The sequence below is a fragment of the Paraburkholderia sp. UCT31 genome (genome assembly GCF_014397655.1).
Classification (GTDB): domain Bacteria; phylum Pseudomonadota; class Gammaproteobacteria; order Burkholderiales; family Burkholderiaceae; genus Paraburkholderia; species Paraburkholderia tuberum.
On the sequence record NZ_VZQP01000087.1, the window covers coordinates 1 to 21,316 of the forward strand.

At 59.3% G+C, this 21,316-nt stretch carries 16 protein-coding genes and 3 pseudogenes; 10 read left to right on the plus strand and 9 right to left on the minus strand.

Translation table 11 applies throughout. The features are described 5' to 3' along the window. Positions 1 to 507: 507 nt before the first annotated feature. Positions 508 to 729: a panthothenate synthetase gene (locus F6X40_RS38410; RefSeq protein ID WP_187631472.1), complete on the minus strand. Its 222-nt coding sequence runs from the start codon at positions 727 to 729 to the stop codon at positions 508 to 510. A gap of 583 nt (positions 730 to 1,312) precedes the next feature. Between F6X40_RS38410 and F6X40_RS38415 the strand changes: the two genes are divergently transcribed. Continuing rightward, positions 1,313 to 2,839: a CoA-acylating methylmalonate-semialdehyde dehydrogenase gene (locus F6X40_RS38415; RefSeq protein ID WP_187631473.1), complete on the plus strand. Its 1,527-nt coding sequence runs from the start codon at positions 1,313 to 1,315 to the stop codon at positions 2,837 to 2,839. Between the two features lie 139 nt (positions 2,840 to 2,978). Next, positions 2,979 to 3,218 (plus strand): annotated as a pseudogene (locus F6X40_RS43720) (YciI family protein); the annotation flags it as partial. A gap of 162 nt (positions 3,219 to 3,380) precedes the next feature. Here F6X40_RS43720 and F6X40_RS38425 read toward each other — a convergent pair. Further along, positions 3,381 to 3,953 (minus strand): NAD(P)-binding domain-containing protein, encoded by a 573-nt coding sequence (locus F6X40_RS38425; RefSeq protein ID WP_187631474.1) that lies wholly within the window; start codon positions 3,951 to 3,953, stop codon positions 3,381 to 3,383. Between the two features lie 225 nt (positions 3,954 to 4,178). Between F6X40_RS38425 and F6X40_RS38430 the strand changes: the two genes are divergently transcribed. Continuing rightward, complete coding sequence (locus F6X40_RS38430) at positions 4,179 to 5,102, plus strand: LysR family transcriptional regulator (protein WP_187631475.1); 924 nt, start codon at positions 4,179 to 4,181, stop codon at positions 5,100 to 5,102. 432 nt (positions 5,103 to 5,534) lie between these two features. Here the strand turns inward: F6X40_RS38430 and F6X40_RS38435 are convergent, their stop codons facing one another. After that, positions 5,535 to 5,852, minus strand: coding sequence for a hypothetical protein (locus F6X40_RS38435; protein WP_187631476.1), 318 nt, complete (start codon positions 5,850 to 5,852; stop codon positions 5,535 to 5,537). 40 nt (positions 5,853 to 5,892) lie between these two features. Between F6X40_RS38435 and F6X40_RS38440 the strand changes: the two genes are divergently transcribed. From F6X40_RS38440 to phoU, 6 genes and pseudogenes are all read left to right on the plus strand, one after another. Further along, the gene (locus F6X40_RS38440; protein ID WP_262421704.1) at positions 5,893 to 6,333 is read left to right on the plus strand and encodes a CidA/LrgA family protein; all 441 of its coding nucleotides are present in this window, start codon (positions 5,893 to 5,895) and stop codon (positions 6,331 to 6,333) included. After that, positions 6,334 to 7,029 carry an LrgB family protein gene (locus F6X40_RS38445; RefSeq protein WP_187631477.1) on the plus strand — a complete coding sequence of 232 codons (696 nt, stop codon included), beginning with the start codon at positions 6,334 to 6,336 and terminating at the stop codon, positions 7,027 to 7,029. Positions 7,030 to 7,266: 237 nt separating this feature from the next. Then, the gene (locus tag F6X40_RS38450) at positions 7,267 to 8,007 is read left to right on the plus strand and encodes a 3-ketoacyl-ACP reductase (protein WP_187631478.1); all 741 of its coding nucleotides are present in this window, start codon (positions 7,267 to 7,269) and stop codon (positions 8,005 to 8,007) included. Positions 8,008 to 8,193: 186 nt separating this feature from the next. Next, positions 8,194 to 8,385: pseudogene (locus F6X40_RS38455) on the plus strand (cold-shock protein). An 87-nt stretch (positions 8,386 to 8,472) separates the two neighbouring features. Beyond that, positions 8,473 to 8,808, plus strand: coding sequence for a hypothetical protein (locus tag F6X40_RS38460; protein WP_187631479.1), 336 nt, complete (start codon positions 8,473 to 8,475; stop codon positions 8,806 to 8,808). A gap of 496 nt (positions 8,809 to 9,304) precedes the next feature. Continuing rightward, positions 9,305 to 9,979 (plus strand): annotated as a pseudogene (gene phoU / locus F6X40_RS38465) (phosphate signaling complex protein PhoU); the annotation flags it as partial. Positions 9,980 to 10,155: 176 nt separating this feature from the next. On the opposite strand, the gene F6X40_RS42955 reads toward phoU, so the two are convergent. The 6 genes from F6X40_RS42955 to F6X40_RS38495 form a co-directional block, all read right to left on the minus strand. Next, positions 10,156 to 10,740 (minus strand): IS630 family transposase, encoded by a 585-nt coding sequence (locus tag F6X40_RS42955; RefSeq protein ID WP_262421707.1) that lies wholly within the window; start codon positions 10,738 to 10,740, stop codon positions 10,156 to 10,158. After that, complete coding sequence (locus tag F6X40_RS42960) at positions 10,668 to 11,213, minus strand: winged helix-turn-helix domain-containing protein (protein WP_262421705.1); 546 nt, start codon at positions 11,211 to 11,213, stop codon at positions 10,668 to 10,670. Before F6X40_RS42960 ends, F6X40_RS42955 begins: the two co-directional genes overlap by 73 nt. Positions 11,214 to 11,415: 202 nt before the next feature. Then, a complete protein-coding gene (locus F6X40_RS38480; RefSeq protein ID WP_262421706.1) occupies positions 11,416 to 17,004 on the minus strand; it encodes a trifunctional serine/threonine-protein kinase/ATP-binding protein/sensor histidine kinase in 5,589 nt (1,862 codons plus the stop codon). Between the two features lie 83 nt (positions 17,005 to 17,087). Further along, positions 17,088 to 17,849 (minus strand): class II aldolase/adducin family protein, encoded by a 762-nt coding sequence (locus F6X40_RS38485; RefSeq protein ID WP_187631482.1) that lies wholly within the window; start codon positions 17,847 to 17,849, stop codon positions 17,088 to 17,090. 315 nt (positions 17,850 to 18,164) lie between these two features. Then, complete coding sequence (locus F6X40_RS38490; RefSeq protein ID WP_187631483.1) at positions 18,165 to 18,851, minus strand: Crp/Fnr family transcriptional regulator; 687 nt, start codon at positions 18,849 to 18,851, stop codon at positions 18,165 to 18,167. 372 nt (positions 18,852 to 19,223) lie between these two features. Then, a complete protein-coding gene (locus F6X40_RS38495) occupies positions 19,224 to 20,921 on the minus strand; it encodes a thiamine pyrophosphate-binding protein (protein ID WP_187631484.1) in 1,698 nt (565 codons plus the stop codon). A 295-nt stretch (positions 20,922 to 21,216) separates the two neighbouring features. Here F6X40_RS38495 and F6X40_RS38500 point away from each other — a divergent pair. Continuing rightward, the coding region (locus F6X40_RS38500; RefSeq protein WP_187631485.1) for an AsnC family transcriptional regulator at positions 21,217 to 21,316 on the plus strand (100 nt) is incomplete at its 3' end.

The following is a 21,316-nucleotide window of genomic DNA, read 5'->3' on the forward strand; positions in this document are numbered from 1 at the left end:
TCATGATTCGGCTCCTGCTGGAGAACGAGGCGGATTGCCTCATTCGCCAACATAAAACCGCGTGACCGGCCTCGCCCTGACCTCCCGCGTCGGACCGGAGCCCTCTACCGCGCGAGCGGTTTCGTTCATCGAGGTAGAGCAGACGTTCACGGTGTACGAGTCAAGCACGCTTGGCCAAGGCTGCTATTTGCGTTGTCGCTCGTCAGGAGCGGCTGGATGACCTGACGATCATCCAGCGCCAATGCATCAGAATGTGGAACTGCCGAACGTACTACAACGCCCTCAATAAAAACAAACCAAACCTCTACGACTGACGTCGACCGCCTGATCGCCACCCTCGAGGCTTGCCTCGCGGAGCTCGCCTGATCGTCCGTGCTGCGCTACCGATCGAGATTCGGCGATCCGTCAACGTTAGGTTGGTAAGAGAGCCTCTTCTTGACGCGACAAGGCGGACCGCAAGGCCTCATTGGCGGTGCTGCGGCCTGGCTCCGCGGCATGCAGCGCCTGCTATTTCCACTTCGATCCGAGCATCTCCAACCCGGCTTTCTGCAGGTCTTCCGGTAGCATCACAACGCGAAACTCGCAGTCGGCGTTGAACGTGAGAAACCACGGCTCAGCAAATGCGGGAATCTGCGATGGCTCATCAAGGTTGATGACGAGGATGGCTCCGCGTCCTCCGCTTTGCTCCGTAAAATAGGCTGCTTCCGGTTTCATCACTTCAAGTAGCATCCAACGTTCGCGACGTTCGGCGGCTCTATAGTCGACCGCGGTCTCACCATATAACCGCCCGAGGCCTCAGACGCCGCGTCGTAAAGCTGGCGTCTCCGAGACTCATATCGCGCGCAGTCAGCCCGATGTTTCCCATGTGACAGGGGCCGTACGCCACCGCGCTCACTTCATTCCCCCCTCGCATCAGGACCGTCTCTGTTTAATGGGCCCTGCGGAACATCGGTATCCGGGGTGTGCGGGACGTTGTGCACATGTCGTCCGCGCCCTTCGTGCGATTTGCGCACAACGATTGCGAAGTTTTGCGCTTTTTCTGCGCCTGCATGCGGCAAATAATGGTTTTCACGCCAGCCGCCCCAACCAGGTGACTATCGGAGCCAGATGGCCTCGGTAGCGCTGTAGGACTAGGCGCTGGAGTTAATGCAACGGAGCGGTCGAATCGATGGGTTGAGATGCCACGCTGGTCTACGTGCCCGTGGCACCTTCGATTTACGGTGGGCCGGAGGAGACACCGGGTTGACTGAATTTTGTGACCTGCGCGGTGCTCACCGCAGACAGTTTCAACCATCCAAATCAGGCTCGAACCATGAACAACCCGAAAGACGCTGTGCAGAACGTTGTGACCAACGCGAAGCTTCTGATTAACGGCGAATTCGTCGAATCGCAATGCACCGAATGGCGCGGTATCGTCAACCCCGCCACGCAGGAGGTGCTGGCGCGCGTGCCGTTCGCGACCGCCGATGAAGTGGACGCGGCGATCCGCGCCGCGCATGCCGCGTTCGCCAGCTGGAAGAACACCCCGATCGGTGCGCGCATGCGCATCATGTTGAAGTACCAGGCGCTGATTCGCGAACACATGCCGCGCATCGCGAAGACGCTCTGCGCCGAGCAGGGCAAGACGCTGCCGGATGCCGAAGGCGATATCTTCCGCGGTCTGGAGGTGGTCGAGCATGCGTGTTCGATCGGCACGCTGCAGCAAGGGGAGTTCGCGGAGAACGTCGCAGGCAGCGTCGACACCTACACGCTGCGCCAGCCGATCGGCGTGTGCGCCGGCATCACGCCGTTCAATTTCCCGGCGATGATTCCGCTGTGGATGTTCCCGATGGCGATCGTCTGCGGCAATACGTTTGTGCTCAAGCCGTCGGAGCAAGACCCGCTCTCCACGATGGCACTGGTCGAACTGGCAGTCGAAGCGGGCGTGCCGAAGGGCGTGCTCAATGTGGTTCACGGTGGCAAGGAAGTGGTCGACGCTCTCTGCACGCACGAGCACATCAAGGCTATCTCCTTCGTCGGTTCTACCGCCGTCGGTACGCACGTCTACCGCCTTGGAAGCGAGCATGGCAAGCGCGTTCAATCCATGATGGGTGCAAAGAACCACGCCGTGGTCCTTCCGGACGCGAACCGGGAGCACACGCTGAACGCGCTTGCTGGCGCTGGCTTCGGCGCCGCTGGTCAGCGATGCATGGCCACCTCTGTAATCGTGCTCGTGGGAAAAACTGAGGAGTGGCTGCCGGAGCTCGTGGAAAGAGCGAAGACGTTGACAGTCAACGCTGGTCACGAGGCTGGCGCAGACCTCGGGCCCCTTGTGTCCAAGGCGGCGAAAGAGCGAGTCCTGAAGCTGATTCAGAGCGGTGTCGACGAACGGGCGACGCTGCTGTTGGACGGACGAGACGTGAAGGTTAAAGGTTACGAGTCTGGCAACTTCATCGCGCCCACCATCTTCTCGGACGTCACGACGGACATGCGGATTTACCGCGAGGAGATTTTCGGCCCGGTACTCGTTGTTTTGACGGTTCCGACGCTCGATGACGCTATTGCACTGGTCAACCGCAACCCGATGGGTAACGGCGTCGGACTGTTCACCCAAAGCGGTGCCGCTGCACGTCACTTCCAGAACGAAATCGACGTCGGTCAGGTCGGCATCAACATTCCGATTCCCGTGCCGGTCCCGTATTTCAGTTTCACCGGCTCCCGCGGCTCGAAGCTGGGCGACCTCGGTCCGTACGGTAAGCAGGTCATCCAGTTCTACACGCAGACGAAGACGGTTACCGCCCGTTGGTTCGACGATGCAACGGTGAACGATGGTGTGAACACGACGATTTCGTTGAAGTAACACTGGGCGCGCGTAACAAGACCGCGGTCCGTCAGCTTACGCGCGTGTTTTCCACGTAGTCATCAGCCGTAGCTGGCTTAGAAAGGAGACGGCAATGCATTTCGTGATTTATTGCTAGGATGACCCTGCAACTCCGGGCGCCCGGGAAGCTAACTATCCGGCACATCGAGCCCATCTGGCGGCCGCAACCGTCAAGCTGCTGGTCGCTGGACCCTTCACTGAAGTGAACAGCGTCAGAAAAATTGGAAGCATGCTGGTGGTAGAGGCGGATAGCATCGCGGATGTCAGGGCTTTCGCAGAGCGAGACCCCTTCTTCGTCAACTGTGTCTGGAATAACGTTCAGATTCATCCGTACGTCAAGTCGACTGACAATCGGTGAGCCCGCGAGATACCCGCTCCCGCGTCCTTGATTGACGCGGGCGGCAAGAAGCATAGGCTCGAAAAAGGTCCGCCGGCTGGGCGGACCGAATGACTTTGGTGCGGAGGCAGGCATTGTCTACGTCGAAGGAAATGTCTGCTACCGCAGCAACTTTCAGGTCGGTCATGGCTCGCAACGTTGCGCAAGCGCCTGATAGCAGTCAGCCGGCTTCGCGAACCCTGCGCAATGAAATCGCCCTGAGATTTCGGATATTTCTCGCGGCCGCGCGAGTTGGAACTGGCTGGCGGGGAGCCGCCTCATCAATAGGCGAGCTCCTGTTCCAAAGTGCATGGTTGGCCCATCGAGGATGTGGGTCCCTGAGTGAGCAGGGACAGCATCGTCAAGCTTGAACGGGGAATAAGGTCGGCCAAGTCTCGCTCCACGCAAACTGGAGTCTTCTTGGTGAACCAGAACGTGTTCCGCGAGTTTGCTGAAGTGACGGAGACGTACGAACTCCAGCTTGCCACGGCGGCTCGCCCAAGTTTTCGGACGCTTGTCGGGTCCGGTGGCACTGTCTGGATGCAAAACCCCGACGTCTGACTGGAAAGCAAGAAGCCCCGGCTGGCGCTTGGCTGCCGCGCGGTCGCAGGCATCGGCATCGATGTCGTAGCCTCGAACGGTATAGCCGTTGTTGATAAGGTATTTGGACATGGGATTGCCCATGAGTCCGAGGCCGAGCCATGCGAGGGTAGGCATGGTGATGTTCCTTTTGCGATTTAATGTAAGGAAAGTCCTTCGTTGTGGCTCCTGCGTCTCCTCTGCAGGGAACGCCAGAGGACAACTTCATGGTATGGGCGCGCCCTGGTTTTTGACAGCGCATCCCTTGTCAACGGCTGTGCATCTATTGCGTGACGGCTCACCCAGAGGGGCTCCAGCGAGATAAAATCTGAACAGACAGGTGACGAAGGGACGAGACGCGATATGCCGGCACGAAAACAGGGTGAGAACTGGGACGATTTTCGGTATTTCCTCGCGGTCGCGAGAACTGGCACCTTATCTGCGGCAGCCGAGCGTCTGGGTACCGAACACACGACCGTCTCACGGCACATCCAATCGTTGGAAGCCGAACTCAAGAACCGCCTTTTCCACAAAAGCAACGCGGGTTACGTGCTGACGCCGGCTGGTGAGCGAGTGATGCAAACCGCCGAGACAATTGAAAGCGCATGGCTGCTGTCGAGGGCCTCGACGGGCGAAGACGAACAGAAACTCGAGGGCGTCGTACGCGTCGGGGCACCCGACGGCTTCGCAAGCATCTTCCTGACGCCAAAGCTGCATGAGTTGACCGGCCTGCACCCAGGACTTGACATCGAGGTTTTCGCTGCACCTCAGGCGTTCAATCTGTGGAAAGGCGAAGTCGATATTGCCATCAGTTTGTCCGGCGCAGAACACATGCGTGTGGCCTCGCGCCGGCTCACGGACTACCGCATGTATGTGTATGGCTCTCGTGGCTACCTCGCACTGGCAGAACCGATTCAGGCCGTAAGCGACCTCGCGGGGCATCCTTTCGTTGGCTACGTCGAGGAAGGGCTTTTTGCGCCAGAACTTGATTACCTGAGCGCTGTCAGCGACGAGCTGAAGCCGCATATCCGCAGTTCGGCCCTCCTGCCGCAAGTATTCGCAACGTTGGGCGGCGAAACCCTCGGCATCCTGCCAGCATACATTGCTGCATTCTTCCCAACGCTGGTCAAGGTACTACCAGAAGAAGTAGTATTGACGCGCTCTTTCCACATGCACGTCCACCAAGAACACAGGAAGGCGGCTCACATTCGAGAGGTGGCGAACTTCATCGCTGACGCGGTCCACCGCAACAGCAAGTTGTTCCTCGGCGAAGCCTCTACGAAATGAGCACGCGCAGGCAGCCCCTGTAACTCAATAAACGCACAATGGATGTTCGTTTCTTGCGCTACGTTGTTTGGCTGCACTTGTGAATACTTGTTTATTTGAAGAATACCAAGGCGGTCTGGTGGCGTTGGAAGTAGTCACCCTTCTCACTGACTTTCTTGGCAACAATAGTCTTCGCACTCCCCTTCTTTGCGGCTGGGGCCGTCTTGGAGACAGTCGTCGTCTTCGCAGGGGCAGCCTTTGCCGCCCCATTAATCAAGAACATTGGTCCGGTCCTTGGCGCCAGAAAGCCACGTCGGCGCCTTACCACGGTAGATACCTCGGCCCGGTCAGGCGGTTAGCGGTTCGTTGAGATGCGACAGTTACACGGTTGCAAAGATAGCCGTCGGCCCAGGCGCCGATGCAGCGGCCGATGCTGCTCTCTCAAGCAAATCATCAATCGCGTACGTGAGTCACCTTGCCTACTTGCCGCACTCCGCATGCAGCATTCACTTGACGGCTTAAAGTAGAGGTTGCTTCCCAGAAAGGAGCATCGGTGGCTGCAGCGAGAAGGTTAGCGGCGAATAAGGTAGGCTCGACGCCGAAGGCTGCTGCGAAAAAGGTGACGGCAAAGAAGGTTGGAAGCAAGAACGTAGCGGCGAAGAGACCGATGTCCAAGAAGATTGCGAAAGATGCTGGCAATGCTGCAACTGACCTGAAAATTTGCACAGCCGTTGAACGTAAAACACACAACATTTTGGTGTCTTTGCGCATAATATAGGGAAACCCCTAATGTTGCTTGGTGATGTTACCGATGCGTGTCCTTCCGTTCAAATGGGCTGTCCTGACAGCTCGCGTGTCCCGGTTAACGGGGCGAGCCGCTCAGGCTATCTTCTTCGTCATAGTCTTCTTGGTGGCGTCAAAAGTCGTAGCTCTTTTCGACCTCCCTGTATCAGGTGGGATACTCGGGCTTTTCTGCGTTCTCGCACTGCTGCTTGCCGGATTGCTTGATTCGAAACACGTGGAAGGCGGTGCAACTTGGCTTCTGGGTGAGCTTGTCTTGTTCTTTATCCCAAGTGTTGTGGCGCTAACAAAATACGTTCATTTGTTTCGCGAGTTTGGCTTACAGCTGCTCATTTCGATTTCGGCTGGAACAGTTTTGGTCATGACTGCTACTGCGGCGACAGTCCACATTGTCGGTCTCTTTAGCAAAAAGTCTTTTCCAAATCACCGTACGTTGTCTGGGAAAAAATAAATGTCCTGGATTTCGTTGCTCTGTTTCGGTTGGACGCTGGTGGCATATGGCATATCAAAGTGGGCGTACCAACGTCACAAGATAGTGCTGCTTTCGCCGGCCATCATCGCCCCTGTTGCAATCCTGCTTCCATTGCTTGCGTTTCACATTCATTACGGCCAATACATCGGTGACACGCGGTGGCTCACCTGGTTGCTAGGCCCCGCGACAGTCGCATTTGCGGTACCGATTTACAATCATCGTCAAGTCGCCAAGCGACACTGGCTGGCGTTGTCGCTCGGCATGATTGTTGGCCTGATGGTGGCGCTCTTCAGCGCGGCTTATCTCGCGAAGCTTTTTGAATTCAATAGAGAAGTCTCGCTAAGCTTGATGGCACGGTCTGTATCCACGCCCTTCGCTGTAGAGGTCGTGGCGGCTACGGGAGGGTCCGTTGAATTGGTCTCGTTGTTCACCGTCATCACGGGTCTTGTTGGAATGATTGCCGGAGATTTCGTGCTAGCAGTATTGCGACTGCGCTCTACCGTTGCACACGGCGCATCGTTTGGAGTGTCGGCGCATGGATTTGGAACAGCACGAGCAAGGGAACGCGGCACGGAGGAGGGGGTTGTAGCAAGCCTTACGATGGTCTTTTCAGGAATTTTGATGGTTCTTTTTGGCCCGCATTTGACTGGTTTAGTGCTTTCTCTTATCGGGTAAGTCGCGTTAATCCAAATGCAAGCGACGCGGAATCACCGTGCCGCCGCTGAACGCTTGTACGCGCCTCGCCGCCGTCCTCCATCTCGATGTTCACTGGCTTTGCACGGGGCAGCCCGTCGCCCGGAAGCTGAAGAGCACGACCTCACGGAAGGCAAAACGCGCGCGAAGCAGCGTAAGCCGCATGCACGCGAACCACAAGTTTCAATCCTTAACCGCAACAACAACCGAGTGAAGAACATGGCAAAGCGAATCGCTTATGTAACTGGCGGCATGGGTGGAATTGGCACAGAAATCTGTCAGCGACTGTTCAAGGACGGCTTCATGGTCGTCGCCGGTTGTGGGCCCAACTCTCCCCGGCGCGAAAGATGGCTGAAGGAGCAGGAGGCGCTGGGCTTTTCGTTCACCGCATCAGAAGGGAATGTTGGTGTCTGGGAGTCGACAGAGGCCGCTTTCGCGAAGGTGAAGAAAGAGGTCGGTGAGGTTGACGTGCTGGTAAATAACGCCGGCATTACGCGGGACGGGACGTTTCGCAAGATGTCCAGGGAGAACTGGAACGATGTCATTGACACGAACCTGACGAGCCTCTTCAACGTCACCAAGCAGGTCATCGAGGGGATGGTTAGCAGGGAGTGGGGGCGAATCATCAATATCTCATCCGTGAACGGTCAGAAAGGACAGTTCGGCCAGACGAACTACGCCACCGCGAAGGCGGGCATTCACGGCTTTACGATGTCGCTCGCGCAGGAGGTAGCGACAAAGGGCATTACGGTGAATACGGTCTCTCCCGGATACATTGGGACTGATATGGTCCGTGCTGTGCGTCCCGCAGTGTTGGACGCAATCATTCAGGGCATTCCGGTGCGCCGTCTTGGGGAGGCGTCGGAGATTGCGTCAATTGTTGCGTGGCTTGCCGGCAATGAATCCGGCTTTGCGACCGGTGCTGATTTTTCGCTCAACGGTGGGCTTCACATGGGCTGAGGCCTCTTTGGACGCGTGGTCCGCGCAGGCCGCTGGAAGTCCCGGCCTGCGTTTTCGCCAAGGTGACGACGAGATGCAGGCCGCTTCGCGGCGCCCACATTGAGGGCTCAATACGGGACCAGTCGCGACACATTAACGACCGATGTGACGCGCAGAAACAGTGTCAGCGTGGTGAGCCTCTTCCTCCTGATTCGCCGCGCTGAGGACACCAAGGGCTTCGGCTTTATCACGCCGGATGACGGCGGAGAAGACCTGTTCGCTCACTTCTCTGAGGTTTAGGGCAGCGGCTTCAAAACATTGCAAGAGAACCAGAAGGTCAGCTTCGAAGTGAAGCAGGGGCCGAAGGGCAGGCAGGCTGCCAACATCAAGCCGTTGTAACAAGCCCGACGCTCCCCTCATCGCGATGAATGGGCCGTTATTGCGGCCCATTTCGCAAAACGTACGGACAACCAGCTGGAGACCCGCATGCATGATGTGCCGCATATCGACCCTTCGTCCCGCCTCGCCACCCGCAAGACGTTGCGCTTTCTCGCACGCGACGCCCGAAATCCTGGCGGAGGCCTGGTTTACTGGCTGGGGGTGACGGAGCCCTCTGCGGAACCGAGCTTCTTCCACGCCATGCAAAAGTACGGTCCGCTGATGCAACTGATTCTGCCCGATGAACGTCCAGGTGTCTTCATGAAGCGGGACGCCGTTCAGAGAGTCCAAGATTCCGGAGTTGTAAAGCGACTCGTTTTCAAAGACGAGTCATCACTCGACGTTCGATATGGCGGGCCGTGCCGCGACCTCTTCAACGAGTGAATGACTCTGGCGTGCCTCTGTTGTCGCGGGAGATGGATAGCGTCCGTGAATAGGGCAACGGAACGGTGATGCGACTTCGCAGCTAGCGGCGCCAATTCGCTGCGATTGCCCCCGGGTAGCGTAATTGGATGCAGGTGTACTTCCACTGTCTACCATTCCGCGTGCGCACGAACGGCTCGCCCCGACAGTAGAGCCGATGACAAAGGAAAAGCCGCCTAGGTCAGCATGTTACCCGTTGCCTTACCTCCGAAGTCTGTGAACAGGTACATCGCAGTGCGATGAGAATAAAGCGCCTTGGATACGCAACGTTTGTTGTTGCCTGCTTCCAATGCGAAGCGTACGACAAAAACGGTATATACGGTTTTTATCCTGTCGTGACGACGTGGAACTTGACCGCAACGAGGCGCTGGGGCCGGGACGAGCGAACGCATTTTCGTGAAGCGGACACGACAGGCAACGACAATTACGTCACTGGCGTTTTTTTGGAGAAACGAACATGTCGGAAAAGCACCTTTCCAGCAGGTTCGAGGCGGACCTTGACCTCCTTTCGTCGAAGCTGCTCGAAATGGGCGGACTCGTGGAAGCACAGACGGCACACGCGCTCGCGGTTCTGAACGAATTCGATTCGGCGCTCGTGGACGACGTCCTCGAGGGTGAACGTCGCCTCAATGCGATGGAAATCGCAATCGACGAAGAAGTCAGCCAAATCATTGCCCGTCGACAGCCCGCCGCTCGTGACCTGCGATTCCTGGTGGCCACTTCGAAGTGCGTTACGAACCTCGAGCGCGCGGGCGACGAGGCGCGAAAGTTAGTAAAGCATATGCGCCGAATCCACAGGGATGGCGCGGCCAGAGCGCTCAACATCGCTGAAATCAAGGTCTCCGGCGAAATGGCCCTTAACATCCTGCGCAGAGCGCTGGATGCATTTGCGCGGATGGATGCGGTTGCCGCTGCACAGATCGTCCGGGACGATGAGGCCATCGATAACGAGTTCCGTGCATTCGTGCGCAAGCTCGTGACGTATATGACGGAAGACCGTCGGATGATTTCGATTGGGCTCGACTACCTGTTCATAGCGAAGGCCATCGAACGCATCGGCGACCACGCGAAGAACATTGCCGAATTTGTGGTCTACGCTGTCAAGGGTGCCGATGTTCGTCATGCACATCGGAAACCAGCTTGTGTCCGATGCATCAGGTGTGTAGCGCTCGCGAGGGCGGAGCGACACTCTCAGGCGTTTCGATGCTTCCTGAGGGAGCTTTCGTCATTCTCGTCAAAGAGCGTGCGGCCTTTAAATGCACGAGAAGTGTGACTGGTAACACGGACTACGTATATGTTATTCCATTTCTAATTCATTAGTGAAGCAATAATCCAGGGCCATGCGACGATGGAGCGTACCCGTTGATGGTCCGGTTCGAGGTTGCGAAGCGAGTCGCACAGATAGCGTTCTAGCGAATCGAGGCTATCGAAGACGCGGTTGTGAAAGGACTTTTCTCGCAGATCGTCCCAGAGATGTTCGACGGGATTGAGCTCGGGTGAGTACGGCGGCAGCGTGAGCGTGCGCAGGTTGTGGTTCAGCCTGAGCGAAGCACTCTGATGCCATCCGGCGCCGTCGAGGACCATCACGATTCGATCGTCGGGATGACGAGCGCAGACCTCATCGAGAAACATCTGCATGCAGGCGCCGTTGACGTGTGGCAGGATCAGCGAGTCGAGCACGCCATCGGCCACTGAGACGGCCGCATACGCGTAGGTGTACTCCTGTGTCACCATCGCCTGACACAGCGGGCGGGCCGGTTTGGGACACCAGCAACGCCGCGTGTCGGAGATGCGACCGAAGCGCGCTTCGTCCTGAAACATCAAGCGGATCGGCCCTTGGCCCGGCCACGCTCGATCGATTTCGAGGAGGACGTCGGGGAGTTTTTTTTCCAGGCTTCCTGGGCGGCCACATCGGCCTGGGGGTGTCGCTTGTCGGGCGCCAGCTTGCGCCAGCCATGGCGGTGTAGGAGGTTGTAGGCCGAAGCGAGAGCAACTTTGCGCCCCAGCCGTTTGTCCAGCGCATGCTTGATCTCGCCGACCACGAGGATGCCTCCCATCCTGGCCTTCTCGAAGAAGGGCGCAAGAAAGGCCACCTCTTCTTCCCTCGTCATATTCTCCCGGCGGCGACCACCCGGCCTGGCGCGGTCGGCATCAGGCATCCCGCCAGCCAGGACGAAGCGTCGGCGCAACTGACAGGTCCAGCCCACCGACACACCAATCGCTCGCGCCGTCTGCGCGAGGGTCAGTCCGAATTCCAGTGGCAGCAGTACCGCTTGTGCCTGCCGCAACTCATCCATCGTCTTGGCCTCGACGACAAGCCGCTTCGCTCGTTCGAGCACTTCACTGCCGCTTGCTTGACGAGCCATCGCACATCCTTCTCGAGAAAGGTGTGCTTATTATTGCATTAATGAATTATAAATGGAATAAGACCTTCAACAGCGCCTGCTCTTTGAACTCGACAGAATACGTTTGTTTCACCTTCAACTTGCACCTCTGATCTCTTGAAATTAAGAAAATTCAGAGGCGACATCTAGTGTGACGCCGGGGGGGTGATGGCGAGGATCATTGTTAGCCTGATTTGATTGCGCCAGCGGATGCGCTGCCGGTGAGAGCAAGGACGGGCACGGTAAACTGGAATGCGGCGCCACAGGGCACGTTCGCGGTGACCCACAGCCGCCCCCCATGCGCTTCCATAATGGATCGGCAGATCGACAGCCCCATGCCCATTCCGCTAGCCTTCGTCGTATAGAACGGCTCGAAGACGCGCTCGGCGTCCTCGGCCGCCACGCCCGGCCCCGAATCGCACACGGAAATGAGGACGTCACCCGAGTCGTCCGTGCCGCTGCTGATGGTTAATTCTCGTGCCCCGTCGTCAATCGCGCTCATCGCTTCGATGGCGTTGAGCACCAGGTTCAGCGTCACCTGCTGGAGCTGGATGCGGTCCCCTTCCACCAGCGGCAAGTTGTCGGCCAGCTGCGTTCGCAGCGACACGCTGTTCTTTTCGGCCTCGGCTCGAGTCAGGGCAATGACCTCGGCAATCGCCTCGCCGATCTGCAACCGTTGCTTACTCGGCGGAGCGTTCTTGACGAGGCCGCGAATCCAGTTGGCGACCTCGCTTGCGCGCTTCGCGCCTTCGACGATCTGATCAAACGCCCGCCGGGCGTGCTCCCAATCCGGCGGCTGAGCGCTGAGCCAGCGCAGCCCCGCCTGCGCGCTCATGGCATTCGCGGCAATCGGCTGCTTGATTTCGTGCGTGATTGACGCGACCAGTTGCCCCATGGTCGCTACGCGGGTCGCGTGCTCGAGCGCCGTCTGCGCCTCCCGGTAGCGGCGCTCGACCTCGTGCATCTCGGCCTCCACCCGTTTGCGCCCGGTCAGATCGAGGACGAACGCAACGCCTTGCCTCCCGCCCTCGATGGCTGCCGTGCCCACCAGCACGGGTACGCGGGTGCCGTCCTTGCGCAGATACTCCTTCTCGTAAGGTTGGAACGTTCCGGTCCTCATCAGCTCGTCGTGCGCCTGTGCCGTGCGCGCGCGCCATTCCGGCGGCGTGAGGTTCGAACGTCGTACGCGGCCGGACAGGAAGTCGTCGCGGTCGTATCCCACTATCCTGAGAAACGCGTCGTTAACTTCATAGAGGACTGCGTCGGCGGCTTCAGGCGTTTCGCCTTCAAGCCGCCACATGAAGATCCCGATGATGTTGGCGTCGACGAGCCGCCGGATCTTCGCCTCGCGCTCCGCCAGGCCTCGGTACAAGCGGGCGTTCTCGAGCGTCATCGCGGCCTGCGACGCCAGGAGCTTCAACACCGCGATGCGGGCCGGCGCGAACGCGCCCGGCGTCAGATTGTTCTCGAGATAGAGCGCGCCGATGGGTTCACCCTGGTTGATCAGCGGCAGGCAGAGGACTGAGCGGACCTGTTGTTGGCAAATATACGGATCGGCGCCGAACGGGTCTTGATTCACCGCGTCATCAAGCGTGACGCTTTCCCTGGTGCGCATGACATAGTGCAGCACGGATTCGGGCAGCATCGCCGTTGTGACGCGCTCGTCGCGCACCTGCACGACGAGCGAGTCGCCCTCGACTGCAGCTGCCGCCTGGATGCGCGGTTCGCCCCCGCGCGTGAGGACCAGCAGCCCGCGCTCGCCGCCCGCCTGCTCGATCGCAGTGCGCATGAGCGTGTCGAGCAGCTTGTCCAGCACGATTTCGCCCGAGACTGCCTGCGAGACCTTGAGCACGATGGCGAGGTCCAGTTGCTCGACCGGCGCCCCGATCGTCCCGACCGCGCCAGTTGTGGGCTGTTCCCGGTTGATGACCGGGTACGTCTGGTCGAGTTGCCGCACCTTGCCATCCGCTCCCCAACGGAGATAGCCGTAGCGGGCGTCCTGCATATACACACGGGCAGCCTTTTCGCACCCGCGCGCCAGATAGAAGCGCGCGGCGAGTTCATTGGCGAGCGCCTCATGGTGAACGAAACCGTTGTCGTGCGCCGAGCGGATGGCCTGCTCGTAAAGGCGCATCGCCTCGGCATCGTGGCCTTCTATACGCGCAATTTCGGCACCGACCAGCGCAGCGCGATTCTCGAAGTTTTCGGGACAAGTCTCCGCTCGCAATTGAAGCTGTCTTTTGTGAGCGGCGATTGCTTCGAGGTACGCCTGCCGCTCGTGGCCGGAAACGGTGTCGCAGCAGGCGCCCAACGACAGCGCGCTGAAGAAATGATATTCCGCTTCTTCCAGATAAGATGCCGATGTCCACAAAAGACGTTGTGCCCTCAACGAGGCATCCAGGGCCGCCGCGTAGTCGCCTGCAAAGAAGCGCGCCTGCAATTTGCGAATCCAGTACCAGCACTGGGCCACTGCCAGATCTGGAGTCTCCAGGAAGTGGCGCTCGATCTGACTCTCATCAAACTGTTCGTCGTCAAAACGGCCGAAGGTCGGCGTCAGGCCTCGCAGCGTTCGTACCAGCCCAAGCTGGGTGGCGCTGACATCGACGGAAAATCCGAAATGTGCTTTTTGCGCGAACGTCAGGCTGGCTTGGGCTTCCTGCTGCACGTCGGCGAGCCGGTCTCCCGCGGCGAGCATATTGGCAGTCATATGGTTGTAGCAGTAGGACTCAAAAATGAGGTCGCCGGTCTTCTTTGCAGCCTCGAAGCCGCGGCGCAACAGTTCCCGGCCAACCCGGACGTGTCTGGCCAGGGGCAAAATGACATTCCCAAAATGCATATAGGTTCTGGCCTGGAAACGCATTAGCCCGCGTCGTTCGACAAGGTCGTAACCCAGCTGCCCGAATTGAAATCCGACCTTGTAGTGGCCAAAACGCGCTCCGGCCATCATGCCAAGCCGGACGTAGGCGGAGGCCGATCCGTCGCAATTGCCGCGCTCGAGGCTCAGGTTGACTGCCCTGGAGATGACCAGTAACCACAGGTTGGCGTCCGTGTACAATGCCGCGGGCACGGTTTTGGTCAAGACGTCCATTGTTGCCAGCGATTCCGGGTCGGTCATCAGCGGCAACTCAATGAGTTCGTCGATCGTGCGATTGCCGAGCTGGGACCAGATTCGATCGTATTCCTCTCGCGCTATCTCTTCGGTGGGATGCGGCGACCAGTCGATCCCCAGATGCCCGAGGTAGTCGAGCGCGACCGCAATGGCGCGGCTGGCCTGGTCGAGCGTCACGTACAGGTCGAGGCGCAGGCAGGTCACATTCGCGCGTTCGAGCAAAGTTGCCGCGCGGCGTGAAAGCTCGTTCAACCGTTCGTCCGCAGCCGCCAAGGCGCCCGTCAGAAACTCGCATTCGGCGAGGAGCAGCTGAATACCGAAGGTCAGCTCATGACGGCGCTCCCAGTCAGCCTCCACGAGCAGCGCTGCACCGGCATTGAGATAGCTGAGTGCCGAGGCGTAGGCTGTGGAAGCCTTGGCGCGCTTACCTGCCAGCAGATTCAGTTCGGCGAGCGCTTCGCGCTCCTCGGGTGAACTGATGGATGCGGAGCCGCAGTTGAGTTGATTGACGATGCCGAAGACCGCCTCCTCACGCTTGTCCGGCGGCGTGTGAGCCGCGAGCAGCCTGCCGATGCGCAGGTGCGCCGCGCCGCGCCGTTCACGCGGAGTCAACGAATAGGCGGCCTCCTGAACGCGATCGTGAATGAACCGGTATGCGCCCGAGCGGCGCTCGAGGTATTCCTGACGGACAGCCGGCCACAATGCCGCGTGGACCTGCTCCTCGGACATTTCGACGACGACCGATAGTGTCGCGAGCTCGGCCACGTTGCCAAGACACGCCAGTTGCTGCAAGGCCATTTTCGTTTCTGCCGGCAGGCGATCGAGCTTCCCTACCATCAGGTCCGCTACGTTATCGGTGTAGCCCTTGGCGCGTATACGGTCGAGATCCCAGGACCAGCGCGCGGCCTCATGGTCGAAAGTGAGCATGCCCTCGTCGGCAAGCGAAGCCACGAACTGAATCGCGAAAAAAGGATTGCCGCCGGTCTTCTCGTGCAGCAGTTGAGCGAGCGGCGCCGCGCGCGCGGGTTCGCAGCGTAGAGCGTCCGCCACCAACTGCGAAAGATGCTCACGGGCGAGCGGCGCCAGTGTAATTTGCGTGACCCTTCCGCCGGCGGTCTGGATGGCGGCGAGCTTGCGCCGCAGCGGATGCGCGACCGTGACTTCGTTGTCGCGATAGGCACCGATCAGCATCAGGTACTGCACATCCGGCCGGGTCAACAGGTCCTCGAGGAGATCGAGCGTCGCCGCGTCGACCCATTGCAGATCGTCGAGGAAGAGCGCCAGCGGATGTTCCGGCCGGGCGAAAACGCCGAGAAAGCGGCGGAAGACCAGCTGGAAACGGCCTTGCGCTTGCTTGGGTTCGAGCGGCGGCACCCGCGGCGGCTCCCCGATGATGAGTTCGAGCTCGGGGACCAGATCGACCATCAGTTGCCCGTTCGGGCCTAGCGCCTCGAGCAGAGCGGCGCGCCAACCGCTCAGCTCGGCCTCGCTTTTGCTCAGCAGCGGTCGGACCAGGCTGCGAAAAGCCTGCGCCAGGCTCGAATACGGGATGTCACGCCTGTATTGATCGAACTTGCCCGCGGCGAAGAGCCCGCGCGGCGGCACGAGCACCTTGTGCAGCTCACGGACGACCGCGGACTTGCCGATGCCGGAGTAGCCGGACACCAGCACCAGTTCGGGCGCTCCGCCATGGACGATGCGCTCGAAGGCCGCGAGCAAAGTCTCGACCTCGCGCTCTCGCCCGTACAGCTTCTCGGGGATCAGCAGCCGGTCCGGGATGTCGCGTTCGCCGAGCGGAAATGGGGCGATCCGGCCCAGCGTTTCCCATTGATGCAGGCAGCGCCGCAGATCGTGTTCGACGCCGCCCGCGCTCTGGTAACGCTCCTCGGCCGTCTTGGCGAGCAGCTTCATGACGATTTGGGACAGTGGCGCTGGCACGGTATCCAACCGCTCACAGGGCGGCACCGGCTTTCGCGCGATATGGCAGTGCACCCACTCCAGCGCGCCGTCCGCCGTGAAGGGCAGAACGCCCGTGAGCATCTGGTAGAACGTAGCGCCGAGCGCGTAGAGATCGCTACGGGCGTCGACCGAACGGTTCATGCGCCCGGTCTGCTCGGGGGCCATGTAGGCGAGGGTACCGGCGATGGTCTCGGGCGGCTCAGGCACCTGCCGCTCGCGAGGCAGGCGTGAGGCGATGCCGAAACCGGTGAGCCTTGCCTCCGTGTTCGCGCGGTTCACCAGAATATTGGCCGGCTTGATGTCCTTGTGAATGAGGCCGCGCCGATGGACCCTGCCCAAGGCCGAGGCGATGCCGACCGCGAGGCGCAGGAAACGTTCCGCCTCCATCGGTGCGCCGAGCAATCGCTCGAGTGGCTCGCCGCCTGGATCCTCGAGCAGGAGCAGGGGCCGACCGCCTGCGCGCACGAGCTCCAGCGGCCGCACTGCCCACGCGCTGTCCAGCTCGTCCTTCAAGCTATATTCGTGGGCGAGGCGATCGAGAATGGCGGGCTTCGGGTGCGCGTCGGTGGGCCGGACGCCCAGCACTGCGGCCTCATTGCCGTCGGCATGTTCGCGCCGTACGCGGTACAAGGCAAGCTCGCCGTCCTCCAGCAAGACCTCGACCCGGTCATCCCCAAGCGGTCCGAACCGAAAAACGGGGTTCAACTGGTGACTCCCCATTAAGTCGGTCGCCGCTGGCGACCGACGGGCGGACCGCCCGTACGCCGACCGTAGCGGTCCCATGCCTATCAACAAGCGTAACCTGGGTCCATGCGGTCCAGCTTCCGGCGAAGCGCCGGCCACAACAGCTCCTGGCTCACCTCTCGGAAGAATCGATGATCCAGGGTTGCGTTGAACGAAAGCGTATCGCGTGACGGCAGCTGGATCTCCCGACCCATCGACAGTGCATTGACCTGATGCTCGCATGCACGCTCAAGGAAGTACATCCGAAGAAACGCTTCCGCAATGGTGCGACCGACGCTTAGTGTGCCGTGGTTGCGCAAAATCATGGTGTTCTTCTCGCCAAGATCGGCCTGAAGGCGAACGCGCTCTTCTGCATTTAGCGACGCCCCTTCATACTCATGGTAGGCGACGTCGTTGAAAATAATTTCGGCCGTTTGATCGAGCGGCAACAAGCCATCCTTCAGCGCGCTCACGGCCGATCCGCAATTGGTATGCAAGTGCATTACACAACCGACGTCTGAGCGACCCGAGTGTACTGCCGAATGAATGTTGAAGCCCGCCTTGTTCGCTCCGTAACCACTGTCGAGCAAGACGTCACCCTCGATATTGACCTTTACCAGGCTGCTCGCGGTAATTTCATCGAACATAAGACCAAAGGGATTGATGAGAAAGTCATCCGATCCCGGGATTTTGGCTGATAAATGGGTAAAAATTAGATCGTCCCAACGATAATGGGCGACGGCCCGATACAGCGCGGCAAGGTCCACGCGGGTTTGCCACTCCTGTTCGGACACAAGGCTTCGCACGACGACTTTCGGATCATTCATTTTTTCCCTCAATGGGTTGAAATAGGAGATCCCAGTCTATCGAGTCGTTTCCTCCCGATCCGTCAAAAATGTTACAAACGGAGCATTTCGCTACAGCCCCGCCACCATTGCCTTTCGACGGAGCTGTGGCGCAAGAACTCCTGCACCCCAGCTGAGCGGGCCTCGTCGAGCCGGAAGTCTTTTGGGAACGGGAGTGCCGATCCCATCGCGTGCGCTCCGCTCTCGATTCTCTGATTCATGCCGGCGGTTCAACGGGCACGGCGCGGTATGCCGAGCCGAAAGCAGGAAACCGCAAGCGGCCTGACACGGTTAATATTATCCAGCTTCGGAAGCTTCCTGATATTTTTTCTGGAGGCTTTCCAATGAAAGAATCCATATCTCCTTATACCCCCGCTTGATCATGTTTCCTCTCTCCAGCTCCTGAAGACATCGACTAGCGGTCTGCCGCGTTACCCCCAGGACCATCGCCATCTCCTCCTGGGGCAGCCGTACGACTTTTCCTCGCGAGCTGTCTTGTGCGTTACATACGAGCAAATGAATTGTCCGACATATGGTGGGTTCAGACAGGCACCCGAGGTATGAGATGAACCGGCGCAGATGATCGCTTTGGATCTGCGCGATAAACTTCCAGAATATCGGGTGCCGCGCGGTTAACTGTTCGATAGCCGGAGCCGGCAAATGCCATAACACGGAGTCGACCACAGCAATGGCGTTTTGCGCTCGTTTCAACATATCCGTGCAAGCCAGCTCACCGAACCACTCTCCTTCGTTGACATGCAACAGGACGAGTTCTCGCCCGCTCTGATTAGGGATCGCCAGCCGCACCGAGCCAGACACTACGAGGTAAAGTCCATTGTTTGCCTCGGCTAGCCGGTATACGGTCGAGGCCTTTTTGACCGATATAGTTCGACCACGCTCGCGCAGTTCTCTGACGAGTGCTACGTCTACACCCTGTAGAAACCGATTATTCTCGACATAGGGAAGGGGCGATGCTGCGTTCATAGACACAGTCCCAAGAGGGTCTCACGGTGTTCACTGGACAGACGGGGGCGTCGCGTCGATTTTACAAGGGGAGCGACTGAGTAGAAATGATACCGCTCGCCATGCGAGTTCCGGCGCCGCTCATCGGTTGCTTCAGTTGAACAATACTGCTGCTTGAACGCGTCGGGCGTCAGGTACGCCAGACTTGAATGTGGGCGGAAACGAAGGCGTGGATGACCGTTGTAGCTTAACGGACCGCCTGTCGTCCGCCGGCGGTGTGCAGCCTCCCAACGTCGCCTTTAGTCGGAGCGGACGTTCAATGCGATTGCGGGATTCGAACCTTATCCGGCGGCAGCGCGTGCTGCATTGTTGACGCGCTGCCGTCCTCCAACGTCATGCGGAGCCGATCACCACTTCGATCAGGTTAGTGGCTCCCGACACGATCCCTGCTTCGATCGCCTGGGCGATGTCGCCGGCCCGCTCGACTCGTCGAGCCGGGACGCCCATTGAAGTCGCCAGTGCGAGATAGTCGATGGGCGGGTTATCGATCTCCATCGCGACAAACCGGTTGGTCTTTGCCGACGTATAGTGTTTCTGTGAACGCATGAAGTTCTTCAGGACGTTGTACTCGCGGTTATTCATGACGATGAATGTCACGGGCAGCTTTTCGTAGGCGGCCGTCCATAGTGCCTGCGGCGAGTATAGTGCGGCGCCATCGCCGACAAGACACACGACAGGCTGCCGTCCCAGCCCCAGAGAACAGCCGACGGCGGCCGGCATGCCCCAACCCAGACCGCCCCCCCGCAGGAACGAGTATTGGCGTGCCGACGAGCTGTTGAGGAAGCTGCGAACCGCCGACGAGGTAACAATCGCCTCGTCAACGATCGGTGTTTTATCGCCGATGGCGCGCATCGCCTGCTGAGCGGCAACCAGCGGTGTCACAACCGGCGCATCGAACTGCGACGCGGCGAGTTCGTTGAGCTTGGCCTGGCGTTTCACTTGCTCGGCCGCGGCCTTCCCTCTTGCTTCGGCGTAGGCAGCGGCGTTCTTCGCCACGCGTTGTCTGAGCAAGGGTAGTAATTGCTGGAGGGATGCTTTGATGTCGCCGACCACAGAGAGCCTGGTGAAGTAGGTCCGACCAAGGTCTCTGACGTCGGCTGACATCTGGAAGACGTCGCAACCCGCCGGCACGGCCGAGCCGTGCGAATAGAGAATCGTGATCAACGATTTCCCACCCAGCGCGAAGATGGCGTCGAATTTCGACAGTTTTTCAGCGATTTCTGTTGCCTTCGTTGGAAGGTTGCCGCCCCAAAGGGGGCTGGAAGTCGCAAAGGGAATGCGGGCCGGCCAGGATGATCCGAACACCGGGGCGGCCAAGGTTTCCGCGAGCTCAAGCGTCTCATCCGCTGCATCACTCGAATGAATTTCGTCGCCGGCGATGATGGCGAGGCGAGTCGGTCGGAGGCCCGCCAGATGGTCAGCCAGTGCGTCAAGAGAGCCAGCTACCGAGCGTCGGTCGATCGTTGACGGCGAACCAACCGGGACCGTGCTCATTTCTTCCATCACGTCCATAGGCAACGATAGAAAGACGGGTCCCGAAGGCGCGGCGATCGCGTCTTGAAAGGCGCGCCGCACCAAAACCGGCAACTGATCAGCGCTACTCACTTCTTGAGCCCACTTTACGGCGGGCCGTGCAATGCTCACCAGATCGCCCAGCAACAGAGGATCCGTGAGGTTGTGTCGTCTATCCTGCTGACCCGCGGTAACCACCAGAGGCGTGCACGAAACACTTGCATTCAACAGATTGCCCATGCCATGCCCGAGGCCGCCGGCAGTGTGCAGGTTGATGAAGCCCGCTTTGCCGGCAGCTTGCGCGTAACCGTCGGCCATCGCGACAACGCTTGCCTCCTGGAGGGCCCAGACATATTTAAGCTGGGGAGCGTCAAGCAGGGCATCGATCAGCGGTAATTCGGTCGTGCCGGGATTACCGAAAACGTATTCGCACCCGACACTGCTCAACGTTTCAAGGAGCACGCTCGCACCGCGGCGCTCTGCGACTGTGTCGAGTGATTCGATTGGACTGGAAGACATACTTCACCTTTGTGGAGATAACGCTTTCAAGAACCTGATATGGCGACCGTGCCTTCAACTGCACGTTTCTCGCGGCTCGACCCTTTTGGGGTCGACAACGCTTCCCTATCCGCCTCGTGGGCGATAGAGCCGGTTCAACCGTTGCGACGTTACTAACCGGAAGGTCAACAAGAAAGCGTGTAGAAATTGTAGCCCGGTGCGTTCTGAAGAGGCTTCCTGAAATTAATGTAACAATGCTCGGGTGCGGATGATTGTTCCGCTCATCCGATAGTTTCACGAATCCTGTCCACAGAGCATGAACGACACGAGTTTGACACTCACTAAGCAGGACCGCGCCATCGTGCGAGCGCTGCAACGTAACGCGCGAATGAAGAATGCCGATTTGGCCGAGCTCG

What these genes read in the sequence shown, in the direction of transcription:
- F6X40_RS38425 (WP_187631474.1), bottom strand. Translation starts at nt 3,953, where the DNA reads ATGCCTACCCTCGCATGGCTCGGCCTCGGACTCATGGGCAATCCCATG.
- F6X40_RS38445 (WP_187631477.1), top strand. Translation starts at nt 6,334, where the DNA reads ATGTCCTGGATTTCGTTGCTCTGTTTCGGTTGGACGCTGGTGGCATAT.
- F6X40_RS38410 (WP_187631472.1), bottom strand. Translation starts at nt 729, where the DNA reads ATGCTACTTGAAGTGATGAAACCGGAAGCAGCCTATTTTACGGAGCAA.
- F6X40_RS38495 (WP_187631484.1), bottom strand. Translation starts at nt 20,921, where the DNA reads ATGTCTTCCAGTCCAATCGAATCACTCGACACAGTCGCAGAGCGCCGC.
- F6X40_RS42960 (WP_262421705.1), bottom strand. Translation starts at nt 11,213, where the DNA reads ATGGCTCGTCAAGCAAGCGGCAGTGAAGTGCTCGAACGAGCGAAGCGG.
- F6X40_RS38440 (WP_262421704.1), top strand. Translation starts at nt 5,893, where the DNA reads ATGCGTGTCCTTCCGTTCAAATGGGCTGTCCTGACAGCTCGCGTGTCC.
- F6X40_RS38415 (WP_187631473.1), top strand. Translation starts at nt 1,313, where the DNA reads ATGAACAACCCGAAAGACGCTGTGCAGAACGTTGTGACCAACGCGAAG.
- F6X40_RS38450 (WP_187631478.1), top strand. Translation starts at nt 7,267, where the DNA reads ATGGCAAAGCGAATCGCTTATGTAACTGGCGGCATGGGTGGAATTGGC.
- F6X40_RS38485 (WP_187631482.1), bottom strand. Translation starts at nt 17,849, where the DNA reads ATGAATGATCCGAAAGTCGTCGTGCGAAGCCTTGTGTCCGAACAGGAG.
- F6X40_RS38490 (WP_187631483.1), bottom strand. Translation starts at nt 18,851, where the DNA reads ATGAACGCAGCATCGCCCCTTCCCTATGTCGAGAATAATCGGTTTCTA.
- F6X40_RS38435 (WP_187631476.1), bottom strand. Translation starts at nt 5,852, where the DNA reads ATGCGCAAAGACACCAAAATGTTGTGTGTTTTACGTTCAACGGCTGTG.
- F6X40_RS38460 (WP_187631479.1), top strand. Translation starts at nt 8,473, where the DNA reads ATGCATGATGTGCCGCATATCGACCCTTCGTCCCGCCTCGCCACCCGC.
- F6X40_RS38430 (WP_187631475.1), top strand. Translation starts at nt 4,179, where the DNA reads ATGCCGGCACGAAAACAGGGTGAGAACTGGGACGATTTTCGGTATTTC.